Origin of the sequence: Metabacillus sp. YM-086 (assembly GCF_048059995.1) — a bacterium.
GTDB lineage: Bacteria > Bacillota > Bacilli > Bacillales > Bacillaceae > Metabacillus > Metabacillus litoralis_B.
The window spans coordinates 1-14262 of record NZ_JBLUOI010000100.1 but is presented as its reverse complement, the minus strand read 5'-3'; the positions used below and the strand labels follow the sequence as shown (position 1 = coordinate 14262).

The 14262-nt window shown below is 34.9% G+C and carries 9 protein-coding genes; 1 reads left to right on the top strand and 8 read right to left on the bottom strand.

Going from position 1 to position 14262, the window contains the following annotated elements; translation table 11 throughout:
* Positions 1 to 289: 289 nt before the first annotated feature.
* From ACEWK1_RS24835 to ACEWK1_RS24825, 3 genes are all read right to left on the bottom strand, one after another.
* On the bottom strand, positions 290 to 1006 hold the full coding sequence (locus ACEWK1_RS24835) for an HNH endonuclease (RefSeq protein ID WP_212135052.1): 717 nt from the start codon (positions 1004 to 1006) through the stop codon (positions 290 to 292).
* A gap of 146 nt (positions 1007 to 1152) precedes the next feature.
* Positions 1153 to 3087, bottom strand: a complete 1935-nt coding sequence (locus tag ACEWK1_RS24830; RefSeq protein WP_212135053.1) for a DUF262 domain-containing protein — start codon at positions 3085 to 3087, stop codon at positions 1153 to 1155.
* Complete coding sequence (locus ACEWK1_RS24825; protein ID WP_212135054.1) at positions 3071 to 4543, bottom strand: GmrSD restriction endonuclease domain-containing protein; 1473 nt, start codon at positions 4541 to 4543, stop codon at positions 3071 to 3073. Before ACEWK1_RS24825 ends, ACEWK1_RS24830 begins: the two co-directional genes overlap by 17 nt.
* A gap of 465 nt (positions 4544 to 5008) precedes the next feature.
* On the opposite strand from ACEWK1_RS24825, the gene ACEWK1_RS24820 reads away from it, so the two are divergent.
* A complete protein-coding gene (locus tag ACEWK1_RS24820; protein ID WP_416636747.1) occupies positions 5009 to 6319 on the top strand; it encodes a prolyl oligopeptidase family serine peptidase in 1311 nt (436 codons plus the stop codon).
* Positions 6320 to 6741: 422 nt separating this feature from the next.
* Here the strand turns inward: ACEWK1_RS24820 and ACEWK1_RS24815 are convergent, their stop codons facing one another.
* The 5 genes from ACEWK1_RS24815 to ACEWK1_RS24795 form a co-directional block, all read right to left on the bottom strand.
* Positions 6742 to 9144, bottom strand: coding sequence for a glycoside hydrolase family 3 C-terminal domain-containing protein (locus ACEWK1_RS24815; RefSeq protein WP_416636746.1), 2403 nt, complete (start codon positions 9142 to 9144; stop codon positions 6742 to 6744).
* A 172-nt stretch (positions 9145 to 9316) separates the two neighbouring features.
* On the bottom strand, positions 9317 to 10885 hold the full coding sequence (locus ACEWK1_RS24810) for a response regulator (RefSeq protein WP_212135058.1): 1569 nt from the start codon (positions 10883 to 10885) through the stop codon (positions 9317 to 9319).
* A gap of 472 nt (positions 10886 to 11357) precedes the next feature.
* The gene (locus ACEWK1_RS24805; RefSeq protein ID WP_212135060.1) at positions 11358 to 12011 is read right to left on the bottom strand and encodes a vWA domain-containing protein; all 654 of its coding nucleotides are present in this window, start codon (positions 12009 to 12011) and stop codon (positions 11358 to 11360) included.
* Positions 12012 to 12137: 126 nt separating this feature from the next.
* Complete coding sequence (locus ACEWK1_RS24800) at positions 12138 to 12455, bottom strand: DUF3784 domain-containing protein (RefSeq protein WP_232273430.1); 318 nt, start codon at positions 12453 to 12455, stop codon at positions 12138 to 12140.
* Between the two features lie 154 nt (positions 12456 to 12609).
* Positions 12610 to 13614: a macro domain-containing protein gene (locus ACEWK1_RS24795; RefSeq protein ID WP_212135064.1), complete on the bottom strand. Its 1005-nt coding sequence runs from the start codon at positions 13612 to 13614 to the stop codon at positions 12610 to 12612.
* Positions 13615 to 14262: the final 648 nt, after the last annotated feature.

Sequence of the window (14262 nt, the reverse complement as noted above, 5' to 3'; positions counted from 1 at the left end):
CTTTTTTTATGGGGAACTCTGAACTTTCATCAGTTTACCTAATAAATGGAAATCTTTTAACGTTAACACTATTGAACTTGTTTCCTCTTTCTATTGAAAGTTCTAGCTTCTATTTGATCATTTGTTACATTGAGAAATCCCCTAATCTTCAAATGAAAGTGCATAGTTATGTTGAATACCTTCTCTACAAACTTCATAGCATAATATCTACCCAATAATTAAAACAACTCTAACTGTTTGAACAAATTGTTATATCAATTTCTGATACTAAGGTGTATTATGATAATTTTTAAAAGTACCCTTTTTGAATGCTTCTCTCTCTATGTTTTCTTATTGCATGTAGAGAAGGAAACGCATTTGGCTCTAAAGGTAAGGATATTTCCCTTCCGTCAAATTGTTTATAACTACTTTCTTGTAAAATATGACTTACCACTATTCGGAATTGATCATTAATCACAATCAACCCCTCATCAAATAGTTTATGAATATCCATTCTAAAGCAAATTCCATTTTGAATGTGGTTACTTTCTTCATTAACATATGCTTGAATATGAGCAGCTTGAAGCACTTCCAAACATGTTTCATTAGTTACACAACACTTTGAACCATAAGCGTTTAAAACTTTCTTTCTAAAATCACTTTGACCCATACGTTTCTTGAATTTTTGTTCACTGTATTCAGTTTTTTCTTCTGGAATATGTTTAAAACTATCTTCACTGTCAGATTGGAATGGTACTAAAGGTGAAGGTTCGATTTTATTTTCACTCAAAGAATTGGTCGGTATATCCTCATTATCACTTCCATCGCTATTATTTGGGATGCCGTCTTTATAATAGCCTCTTAGCCCCCATATTTTTGTTCTACCGTTTCTTTCTACAATATAAAAACTATCTTTTTTTCCACAAAATCTCTCACAATCACTGCAATAACGTTCTAAGGTTCGAGGAATTGAAGACTCTTTATAAGGTATAATTCCTCGTTCTTTTACTTTTTTACGAATATCCAATAATGAGCCTTTACCACCTAACTCTCTTAGAACATCAGTAATTTCATCAACCCATAACTTCCTACTAGAATCCATAATTTTTTCACACCCGTATCATTTTTCTTTCTACTGTTGGGAATAAAACATATTTTCTATGAAACAAAATGTCAAAAGTCGGAGTTTGTATTAAACAAATACTCCTCCAACACCCGAATCATCTCTACCTGATGTTCCTTCGCCAAATTATCATTCCATTGCTTATTCTCATAAATCAAAGCCATTTTCAATGAATCAATCTTCTCTCGATTATTGTTTATAAAGCGTTGACGTTTTTCGTTAAAAGGTAAATTACTATATTCTGAATTAACACTTCTGGAAACTAAGGCGAGGTTGCCGAATTTGTTTAATTGGTCTTGAGATACCGTGTTTGTGTCGGTTGCTTTCTGATTTTGTGGGGAGATATGTTCAACAGAGTTTTTGGCGGTTAATGTAAACTCTCTCCACTTTCTTTTCTTATTTGCGTATTTCTCCCAAAGAACATATTCCAACTTGTAAAACCAATAGTGAGGAAATTCTGTTCCAAGCTCCTCGTGCAATATTTTTGTACTTAGTTTTGTTTTATAATTAGGTTTTTCTAAAAAATGTCTAGTTCGCACTATTAAGCTTTCATCATCTTTTTCTGCACATAGCAAATAATTGTCCAGGTGCTTTAAATATTGGTAGCTATCCTGGCTGTGGTTCTCTATTAGATAATTTAAATATGGGGTTAACCAATAGTGTGTTGTGATTTGTTGGGAATGATATAGCATACTTTGCAAGAGCGCCTCTCCTCGTGCAGTTGGTTCTCCTCTTTGCAATGAGTAATAAATATTTCTACCATTTTTATTAGTGTTTTTATATGTTCTTCGGATCTCATGGATTTCATGATCCTTAGGGCCAACCCATTTAATTACATGTTTATCAAAGTAATAGCGAACTTTCCACAGCAGCTCAATATATTCCTTAACTTCTTTATCTTTAACTGATTTTGTTAAAAAGTTTTCCGAAAAAATCATCAGTAATTCCTTATCTGAAATTTTTGGGATATCTTTTTCTTTTTTCTTAGCTAAATATATTCGCAACGTATGCTGCAGAAGCATCGGAAACGTCATAATACTCCTTACATCTTCACTATCATATTCATCTTCTTCATTATCTTCATAACTGTTAAAGCTGGCACGATTATCCTCTGATTCTAACATATCTAACAACGTCATAGACTCGTTGTTTTCTTCCTCTTTCTCGTCAATCGCTGCTAACACTTTGGCCGGATCAGCCAATTGTTCCTCGCCAACCTTGGCAGCTTCCTGATCAAATAAAGAATGAGCTTTGATATGAGCAATATCTTTTATATTTTTTTCAATATATTGATTCATACTAGCGCATGCATCCCATAAGTTACTGTACTTCAAGCGGTCTTGGGCCTGAAGTTTATCTAGTAATCTTGCTTTTAAAATTTCATGATGTTGCAATTGAATGCCACGGTTGTTAATCACTTCAAACAATTTATTTAAATCGGTTTTCTCGGGTACTTCTGTAAAAACCAGTTGTACCTTTTCATAAATAAAATCAGCAATTCCAGTTGCTTTCCCAGGTTTATCCCCCTCAAATTCCGAGTAAAACCGTCTCATCAACGCCAGTGCGTCATCTATATTGGACGTTATAACCACGTCTTTACTAGCTCCAATTAACAACTGGAATTTTTCATTGATATCCTCACGAATCGCGAAGTTTACTCGATTTTCTCCCTCATATTTTATGAACGATTTTAAGGCACCAGCAAATACAATCGAAATCATCCAAAGTGTTGTAAATCGTTGCTGTCCATCTATTAAATCATATACCTTTCTATTTTCAGTAGAAGAGGATGAATTTTCAACAACGATAACACCACCTAAGTAAAATAGCTCTTTTTCGTCATTAAAGGCAGCTTCTATATCTTCTAACAACGTCTTCACTTGCTCTTCTTGCCATACATATAATCTTTGATAAATCGGGATATTAAAAAGAAATTGTTTTTCTACTAAACTCTTTAGTGTGACTATATTAGACTGTATCTCCATCTTCTAACTCCTTAACTAATTGATCCATCCAGCTTTCCTTATAATCAAAGCTGTTTTTGCCGTAATAAGTCAAAATGCGTTCTTTATAATAACCTCGTACACCCTTACCCTTTTCAACGTTATCTTTCGTGTAAGTATCAACTTTTTCTGAACAACGTAATAAAAACGTAAATACTTCTTCAGGTGTAAACGCATGACTAATCACGTCTAGCAAGTTATTTTCACTATCCTTTAAAAAATTCATCGGTGCTTGCTTCACCACATTTTGTTTTTCTAATCGAATCGCCCCAAGCAAATGATCTAGCCATAGAGAAAAACGAAACAACTGCTGTTCACCGAACTTGTCATAATACATCAGGGTTGCAAGAATGAACAATTCTTTTAAATAAACGGATAAATTTTTCCAGATGTTTTCATAAAAATCTCTAAATCTCTTTATTTCTTTATTAGTTACATTTTGATTGGTAAAGAGTAAGTGAATTACTTCTGCATATCTTTTTGTAAAAAGAAAGTACCCCATTCCCTTACTAATCGGTTGTCTTAATGTAAAAGGAAGAGAGCTAGTAAGCTGGCTATTCTCCTTCATCTGTACTTCAAAATCACCATTATTTTTCACATGTAGTTTAGCTCCATATGTATTGTGAAAATTAGGAAATAACTCAATTGATTTGTCATCATCACTCTGTTTGGTGTTTCTCATAAATTCCGTTAACATGGCCTCATCATTTGCTTGTGTGATTTGTTTTTGTCCACGCCAAGTACGAGCACGGGAGAGATATTTAGTAAATAACTCTACTGTAAAATCTCCTTTTTTATGAAGAATCGGCTTGTTGTTCTGGATGTTCTCCCAATCCTTTGCACAGCGTTTCTGGATGGTTAGATTATTTATCGCTCTTAGATGATAAGCCTTTAGTAAATCTGTAGGCTCCAGCTTTACCCCTCGATCGTTTTGCGTATCAAAGAAGGTAAAAGCCAAATCCTCTGAAGGAGTAGTAATAAAGGTGAACTGGATATTGGGGAACAATAAAGAAACCTTCTCTTTCCATGCTTTATTCTCCTCGTGTTGAAAAAACTTTTGAATGTTTTTGATATTTTTGATGGATTCTGGTGATTGAAATTCCATCGCAATTTTACCTTCTATCAATCTTCTATGTAATAAATAATAAAGAATACTTAACGTAGTCATACGCTGCTGACCATCAATAATGAACAGCTTTTCTTTTTCATTATTCTTATGTAGCAATATGCTTCCCATATAGTAAGGGACGTTAGGCTGTGTTTCAATATGTTCTAGTAAATCATTCAACAACTCTTTTACCTTATTCACATTCCATACATAAGGGCGTTGATAGGTATCGATTGCAATTGGATAAACTGCCTTTTCTTTAAAGAATTGCTCAAACGTACTAACTTCCACCTTTACATCATTCATTTTGCTTGTTACGGTATATGTCATCTTACTCAGCTCCGTTTATGTAGGTTTCATTTTGTTATTTATAGTCTACTTCTATTCTGTTAATTTCTTAGTACTAGAAGAGTTAATAGCTTAATATTACCTCATTCGACAATTTTTGTTAATTTACATTCTAGGAAATAATGAATGAAAAAAGTCTTCTAGAGTTAAGTAGACTTTTTTTATAATTATTTTACTTTCGTGACCGTTGATGGCAATCACGTTCAATGTTTTCTTTCCATGTTATTATTTTTTCTATAGTTTAATAAATATTCATTTTCGTAATTTGTTAAAAAAGTGCAGTTAATCATAGAAAAGTGCTACTAATTATTTACAAAAACTTAATCTCTATTTACTAAAATTATATTTGTAAGCGCTTTTATTATAGGGAGAGGAGTTAAATCTTCGGCTTTATCAAGTCATTAACATGACTTACTAAGAAATCTTAAGATGAGGGAGGACTTATTAATGTTAAAAGGCGTAAGGATTTTCATGCTTATTATTTTAACATCTGTACTATCATGTTCCTTTAGTATTGGTGCATTTGCCAAGGGAGAAAAAGCAGACACATCTTATCGAAGTGTAACTGAGATACATGATTGGGGTGCAGCTATTACTAAACTGATTGTGAAAATTGGTAAACCTGTACCTAAAGAAGCTATTACAAATGAAACATTTAAGGTACATGTTACAAGAAGTGACAATAGACTAGCATCACCACTATTAGAGGAAGGTTTTAGAGAGGTAACAAATGCCTATGTTGCTGATCAAAATGGAAACCCTGCAGTAAGAGGAAAATATGTGGTTTTAGAAATGAAAATTGGACCTACTGTGTCACTAGGTTCCCCTCTCAACTATTATGCTGGGTCTAATAAATGGATTAAATCTGATTATACTATTACCCAAGAAAAGGACATAAAAATTAATGCTGGAAAGTTCGGCACAATTTCTGGATTAGTGATTGATACCTTTGCAGGTGAAACGAGAGAATTAGTTGATGAATTCTCATCTGGTAAGGCAACATATGAGGACGTTACATTAACGTATGCAGATTATGCACCAGCAAAAGATAAGAAGAAGAATCCTTTGATCATCTGGTTGCATGGCGGTGGTGAAGGTGGTACTGATCCAACTATTCCATTATCTGCCAATAAAGCTACTAGCTTCGCAACGGAAAGCATTCAATCTTACTTTAATGGAGCGTATGTATTAGTTCCACAAACACCTACGAGATGGATGCATGGCTTTAATACAGGAGGAGCTGATGGAACTTCCATTTACCAAGAAGCTCTTATGTCTTTAATTAAGGATTATGTAGCTAATAATCCTGATATTGATCCTAATAGAATCTACATTGGAGGTGCCTCAAACGGTGGATATATGACAATGTTAATGGTCCGGGATTATCCAGGGTACTTTGCAGCAGCATTTCCAGTATGTGAAGGTTTAAATAATAATTTGGTTTCTGATGAAGATATTCTAAATATGTCTCAAACACCAATTTGGTTTGTTCATGCAAAAAATGATCGAACTTTACCTCCAGAAAGCAATGCAATTCCAACCTATAATCGTTTAATTGAAGCTGGAGCTGAGAATGTTCATTTAACACTTTTTGATAATGTCCAGGATACTTCAGGGTTATATAAAAATGCTGACGGTACACCATATGAATACAATGGTCACTGGTCATGGATTTATGTTTATAATAACGAAGTAGAAACAACCATTAATGGTCAACCAACCACTCTAATGGAATGGATGGCTGCACAGTCTCGTTAAAATTCTGTAAAGTGAAATAGAGAGTTTTACATCAGCTCGGTGAAAAAATATTTTTAATCACGTTCTATATTCCTAAGCAGTGTTTGTACAAGAAACGTAACAATAAAATTACTATGTAGCAAATAACGAAAATTCAATTGATATCAAAAATAAGCGGTTTCTCCTTCTTCCGAGAAACCGCTTATTTTAGTTGGTATGTCTTTGTATTCCTACTTTTTTAATGACTACTCAGCAAGCCATTCCATTAAGGTTGTTTGTTGATAAGAAGGTGATTGTGCTTTTACTTCCTTTGCACCTGTGTTAAGTGCAACGCCCATCACGTCAACTGACCCTACTAGTATTAGAGATTTTGCCCATCCTATGAATTAATTAGTCTCTTTAACAACACAAGAGAGCCATACTTAGCTCTCTTGTGTTGAAGGTTACTTATCAAATTTTGAAAGTCGATCAATTTCAACCTGTGGCTCTAGAACGTCATTAACTTTTTCTACTAAAATATCTTGATCTACTTTAAATGAAGCAGTTCCTCTAATATCTTCTGATGAAGCACCAACAAGAACCTCATATGTTCCTTTTTCAACTATCCAAGCAGATTTTTCTTCATCAAATGAAGCTAGCTCTTTTACATCTAGTTCAAATTTTAGATTTTCTTTCTTACCAGGTCTTAATTCTTTTGTTTTTGTAAATGCTTTTAGTTCTAACTCTGGCTTTTCAAGCTTTCCATCAGGAGCAGAGACATAGACTTGAACTGCTTCACGGCCCGAAACATCACCTGTATTTTCCACTGTTGCAAACACGGTAATCTTATCCTTGAATTTTCCATTTCGATTCACTCTTACTTTGTCATAGTCGAAAGTTGTATAAGACAGACCATATCCGAATTCATATGCAGGTGTCAGGTTAAAGGTAGAATGGTAGCGATAGCCGACGTAAATATCTTCTTCATACGTAAACTCATTATTTTCACCAGGGTAACGATCCGCATATGGAAGACCTTCATAGTCAACCGGGAATGTTTGCGTAAGTTTACCTGACGGATTCACCTTTCCAGTTAAAACATCTGCCACTGCATTTCCTAATTCTTGGCCTGGTTGCCATGAAAGAACGATACCATCTACCTTATCTTGCCAACTAACTGTTTCAAGCGGACCCTCAACATTAAGTACGGCAATGACTGGTTTACCTTGAGCTCGGTATGCAGCAGATACATCTTCAATCATTTTTTGTTTAGATTCTGATAAATAGAAATCCTCTTTTGATCGGTCAGATCCATATGTCCCAAACTCAGATGATAAAACAATAATTCCTACATCTGTGCTTTCAGCTGCTGCGATAGCATCCTGTTTTATATCCATCTCCGGAAGTGTTGGGAATGTTGAAACAAAAAAGTTTCCTGGAGTTTGCTTATACTCATCTGTCTGTCTTAATTCCTCAACATAGGTTTCATATTTCCCTAACAATTCATCATTGATTGTTAATCCTGCATTCTTTAGTCCTTCAGGAATACCCATTTGATATGGTGCATATACAAGTGCACTTCCACGGCCTCCAGTCATCGTTTCAACAGTAGGAGTCCCAAATAATGAAACGCTTACACCATTGTCGATTGGTAAAGCCTTTTCATCATTTTTAAGGAGTACCATCCCATCTGCAGCCGCTTGTCTTGCTAGCTGAGCACCCGCTTCTAGATCAGGATTATTTGTTGCAACATGCCCTTTAAAGGTTGGAGTTTGGATAACCACGTTAAGAATTTCCTTAATATTTCGATCTAGATATTTTTCATCAAGACTACCATCATTCACGGCAGCAATCACACGATTAACCTGTGCTATGCTTCCTGGCATCAGAAGATTCGTTCCAGCTTCAATTTGCTTAGCAATGTCTCGTGCACCGAACTCCCAATCCGTCATAGCAAATCCTTTAAAGCCCCAATCTTCTCTTAGAACACTTGTTAATAGATCCTTGTTTTCGGTCGCATATGTTCCATTAATCATGTTATAAGAATCCATAATGGCCCATGGCTGTGATTCTTTTACTGCTATTTCAAATCCCTTGAGATAGATTTCTCGTAAAGCTCTTTGACTCACAATCATATTTCCATTATTGTTTGTTCGTTGATTATAGGCTGCAAAGTGCTTAATTGTTGTTCCAACTCCATTATCTTCCACACCATTTACAAACTCTGATGTCATAATACCTGTTACGAGTGGATCCTCTGAGAAATACTCATAATTTCGACCATTTAGTAAATAGCTTTGAATATTCATGCCTGGTGCAAGTAAGAGGTCAATACCATATGCTTTGAGCTCTTCAGAAGTTGCTACACCAACCTTATTTACTAATTCTGTATCCCATGAAGAAGCTAGGACATTTGGAGAAGGGAATTTTGTGGCATAGAATGTTTGATCTGTACCTTCTCTAGTTGGGTTAATGCGAACCCCCATAGGTCCATCTGCTAAAACAATAGAAGGAATTCCAAGACGAGGAATGGCTTGAGTTTGTCCAGCTGCCCCAGGAACCTTACTTGATTGTGCTCCGATAATTTCTCCATTAACTGGATCAATCGCCACGGAATTCGCACCAACTACCATCGCAGCTTTCTCTGTTAATGTCATGGCTGCTATAACGGCATCAATAGAGGCAGCATCTACTAATTGTGGTGCAGCCTGTTGGTTAACATCCTGAGAAACAACTTCTGTTTTACTTCCATTTGCTTTTTGGCTTGAAGCAGCTACCGAATCCATACTCATACCAGACACGATTACACCAGACGCTAGTGCAATAGCTACTAACTTCCTTTTCTTCTTTCTCCACTTTTTTAACATTTACTTATCCCCTCACTTCTGTTTAATTCGTTTCCACTCATGAAAACGCTGACAACTTTAGTTTAATAGACTTTTCCTCCTAAAAGTTGCTAAAAAGACCTGACTTTTTTGTGGTTATTAGGATTTTTTTGTTCTTTCTAATCTAAAAAAAAACGGAGACTTCATCCGTATTTTAAAAATGTTCAAATTGTAAATATTTTTGTCGAAAATCCTTTGGTGTTTCACCTGTTTTCTTTTTAAAGACGCGACTAAAATAATTCGGATCATTATAGCCACAATTAAAACATATTTCTTTTACACTCTTCTTTGAATGAATCATTTCTTTCTTTGCAAAATTAATTCTCACATCTGTCATATAATCAATAAAGGTAACTCCCATTTTCTCTTTAAAGATTTTACTAAAATAAAACGGTGTTAGGTTAACATAATCAGCCACTTCTTCTAGTGTTATGTTTTCTTTAAACCTTCGATCAATAAACTCCTTTGCCTTTTGAATCATTCCTTTCATGTGAGACTTTTTCCATATCACAACCTGCTGTATGGTGTCGAGTAACTTTTCTTTCGCAACCTTCCTCAACTCATCAGGTGTACGACAATCTTGTAACACTGTTTTTGACCCGATATTGTATCCATTTTTGTATAAATCACGAGAAATAACTACAAAAAACTCCTCAATTGACTGAACAAGCAGTTGTAAATCTCCTTCTGTTTTATGTAGTAAGCTCTCAAAATAAAAATCAAATTCATGAATAACTTTCGATTTTTCACCTAATCTTATTTGTTCTAAAAGTTCATTTTCTTTTTCGTAAAGAGATTGTCTTTCTGATATGCCTAGTGAATTTTCGGAAATCATTGCATAAGGTATTTCACCATCATGTATTTGCTCTAAGGCGATAATCGCTTCGTGATAAGATTTGACAAAGTCTTCACTTTTCGGATACGGCAACCCAATTCCTACTTTCAGGACAGTCTCTGAAAATTTCTCATTAAATTGATTGATTACTAATCGACAATACGATTTCGCATATGCTCTAATCTTTGAATCCCGGATTGATTTTTTTACTAGTATCAATACAGGTACCTTCTCATCAATCATTGGGCCAATAACGACTTCTTTGTCCATTTCTTTTGCCTTGTTCTTTAGCCAGTTGTAGTAAACCTTATTCATCTCTTTATCTATTAAGATATTTTTCCCTTTAAATGAAAATAGGATAATAAAGCCTTTAATCGCCTCAATATTTAACAACTTATTCCATTCCTGCAAATACATATCTTCTACTTGTTCCAGTAAGAGCGACGAAAGCCAGCCTGATTCCATAAGAGATAATGCTCTATTGTAGTTATGTTCTATTTCAATCTTCTTCTTTTGCTCTTCAAGTTCACCTTGTACACGTCTGAGCGCAGCCATCACTTCTTCTTTTATACTTGGTTTCAAAATATACTCTTTTACCCCTTCTTGCATAACCCCTTTTGCATATTCAAATGTATTAAAGGCAGAAATGACAATAAATTTGATCTCTTTATTTTTCTTACGAATGGCTTTTACTGCCTCTACTCCATCTATCCCTGGCATCTGTATATCCATTAACATTACGTCCGGACGAAGTTTCTCGGCAAGATCAATAGCAATTCGTCCATTCCTTGCTTCTCCCAAAATAGTTACCTCGGGCATTTCTGTTTGTATCATTTTTCTTAGCCCTTTTCGTTCCAACTCCTCATCATCAACAATGATTAGACGCATGGAATTCCACCCCTTTATCTATATTTTTAAATTTATCTTTTAATTTATGTTTCTCTGTTTTTTTACGCCCAAGAGATTTTTATTGAATCCCATATTAGACAATAGAAATCACTTGTTCATACGTTTGGTTTTTTCTGAAAATTTACTATTTTTAATTAAAATTCCTGATAAGTTATGAAAACCCTTCCAAATTACTTTTATAAATATCGTCATTCTTTTACAAATTTCGTTATTCTCTAGAAATACATAAGGTTAATTCTTGTCATTTTAGAGATAGTCAATAAAAAAATACAAGCTAGATTAAGCTTGCATTTTTGTTTATTAGATATTAATTTAGGAAATCCCATACTGTTTAAACGCCGAAATATATCCTCCTGATGGTTATTATTGCGAACTCAGTATTCTATCTTTCATTCATAAATTAAAGTCTTCTACTTTTGCCTTGTTTTCATTATGATGTTTAAAGATCTGCCTATTCCTTTCGTGACCGTTGATGATAATCACGTTCAATATCTTCTTTCCAGCTTCGATCAATTTTCTTCCCACTTCGCAGCTTTACTACGGCCTCGCTGACAGATTCATAATTTAACTGTGTACCGATGTTGTCAGCACGATAGTCAACGGCAAAGTCTTCATCTATACCAAATTTTGCAGCAGTTGAAATGGCATCAATATTCGCTCCTAGGAAGATGAAGTTCCAACCATATTTCTCTTTTTGCTGTGATATCATGTTCTTTATTTTGTCAGGAGTATATTCACGACTGCTATTTTCCATTCCATCTGTTGTAATGACGAATAGCACTTTTTCTGCTCGTTCATCCTCACTTGTGTGCTTTTGGACATTGATGATTTTTTGGATGGACATGCCGATCGCATCTAATAATGCAGTTGTTCCTCCTACCTCATAATCCTCTTGGGTCATTGGAGATATCCCTTTTACATTGATGCGGTCATGCAATAGTTCATAATGATGGTTGAATAGAGCTGTTGTGACGAATGCTTCTCCTTCAGCCTTTTTTTGCTTGCTTAGCATTGAATTAAACCCACCAATTGTGTCCGTTTCAAGTCCTGCCATTGAACCACTTTTGTCTAAAATAAATACGATTTCCGCTACATTTTTTTTCATTTCTTGTTATCCTCCGTTTTGTTTTATTTATACATGTAGGATAACAAGATGAGAAAAAGAAGTGGTCGCTTTGGAAGCGACATTTTACTGACCATAAGCATTGGTATAATTCTTTATTAATTATCATTAACCTTTCTTTTTAAATCGATTTCCGGTATTCGAATAAACCAGTGTAAACATAATAAGTGATAAAAATAAAATAAGACCAATAATAAAAATAACTTGGTTTGCTAATAGCTCACTAAGTGCAAATAATAATAGGCTAAAGCTAATTCCATACATAATTTTCCCCATAAATTTACACATTGCTACTTCATCGTATTGAGCCTTTTCACTATCAGGCATTGTATTATAGCCTGCAAGTAAGGATGCCCCTTTTCCTTTTGAAAGGGTAATAGCAAAAATGAAGAACGGTATTGAAATAATAAGGCTGGCTACTCCCAAACACGTTACCTCCTTTTCCATCAATTCTCTGTTGGGTAAACTATTGAGCTTTTAAAATTTATACGTTCTAAATAACTCTTCGGTTTCATGTATTGAAAATGGGCAATCTCTACTTTAATAGTAATCTCTGTACTACCTCAGCATTAAATCATCTTTAAGCACCTAGCAAAGGCTGATCAAAAGCAAATAAGGCTTCATTAATTTCGTGAATATCATAGTTGTTTTGCTGGATAAAGAATTCAACAATTACATCGAATTTACTACTGCGTGACAACGTATAGCCGGCTGCTGACAGCAGATCGTTTGTTTCGACTTCATTAAGCTGTAATGCTATAGCGAAGGCAATGGCTGTTTTCTTTTTAGGTACATAATTCGCTGCATTTCTTATTTTTGAAAACAAGCGACGATCAATATTTGCTTTTTTATAAGTTTCAGCATCTGTCATTCCTCTTTCATCAATCAGGCGCAGCAGACGTTCTGAAAATGACTCATCGAGTTCTTCTATCAAATTTAGTAAGCTATTTTCGATGATGGGCTCGCTTTGTTTTTCATAAAGCTCTTGTGGTATAGCATCAGACTCATGCAGTTGCTCCATATTATATCGGAGGCTAAATGTGCTCTCTATTTCCTCAACATAATGCTCATCAATATATTCATTAATCGATTTAAACAGCTTTTGACTTAATCCGAATGAAGCTTTATCAAAGACTACTAGATACACAAGCATGTCATGATGCAATAAATAGCTACTAATGGTTGAAACGGCAATTTGTAAGGCCTCTTCCTTTGGATACCCGTATATGCCAGTTGAAATGAGTGGAAAAGCGACTGACTCACATTGATAGTTTTTCGCTAGCTCTAGAGAGTGTTCATATGAGCTTTTCAACAGGGTTGCTTCTTGATTGGTGCCACCTTTCCAAATAGGTCCCGGGGTATGAATAATGTATTTTGCCGGCAACTGAAATCCATCAGTGATGACTGCTTCTCCAACAGGACACCCTCCTATTTTATTACAAGCATGCTTCAACTCATGAATACCAGCAGCTTGAAAAATCGCTCCACAAACACCTCCACCCATTTTCAAATCCGTGTTTGCAGCATTTACAATCGCATCTACCTTCATCTTAGTTAAATCGTTACGTACAATTTCTAATGGCATGAAGATCGTCTCCCTTTTTCAATTCCTTTTTTATGTAAAATTTGAACGTTTATTAAATGAGCTAGTTCATTTATTCCATACTTCATTTTAACACGGGCTTTATTTCTTGATTTAAATCGCTACGAAAAAATAAGTATAAATGGTATTCGTTGTTAAGCTTGAATTACTTTTCATTCTTCTAGTCTTTGGTTATAATAATACTAGAGAAATCATAAACTAAAAAAGACTGTTCGGTGCTCGAACACCAAACAGTCATACAATAGCTAGGTTCACACTAAGGGGATCAGCGATTTTGTAAGATAACTCACCTGTCGCCGGCTAAGCTCAAGGGTGGGTTATTTTTTGTCTCTAAAAGATATGATGGACAACACCAAACCTGCAAATGCCATCATAAGCATTAACGTTCAAATACTGTCAACATACGCATCACCCCCTTTCCGTACGGGGTAACGCTGACCACCCATGAGTTTTACTATTGCCTTTCTATTATATCACAACCAAGAACGCTTGTTCTTATAATCTGCTATTAATTATCTATCTACACATAGAGGAACTAAACTACCTTCTACCCCAACGATTAACTACTCTTACTCTTCTACAACACTATGTACTTCTTTATCTAGTATATAAACACCATAAAAAATGAAA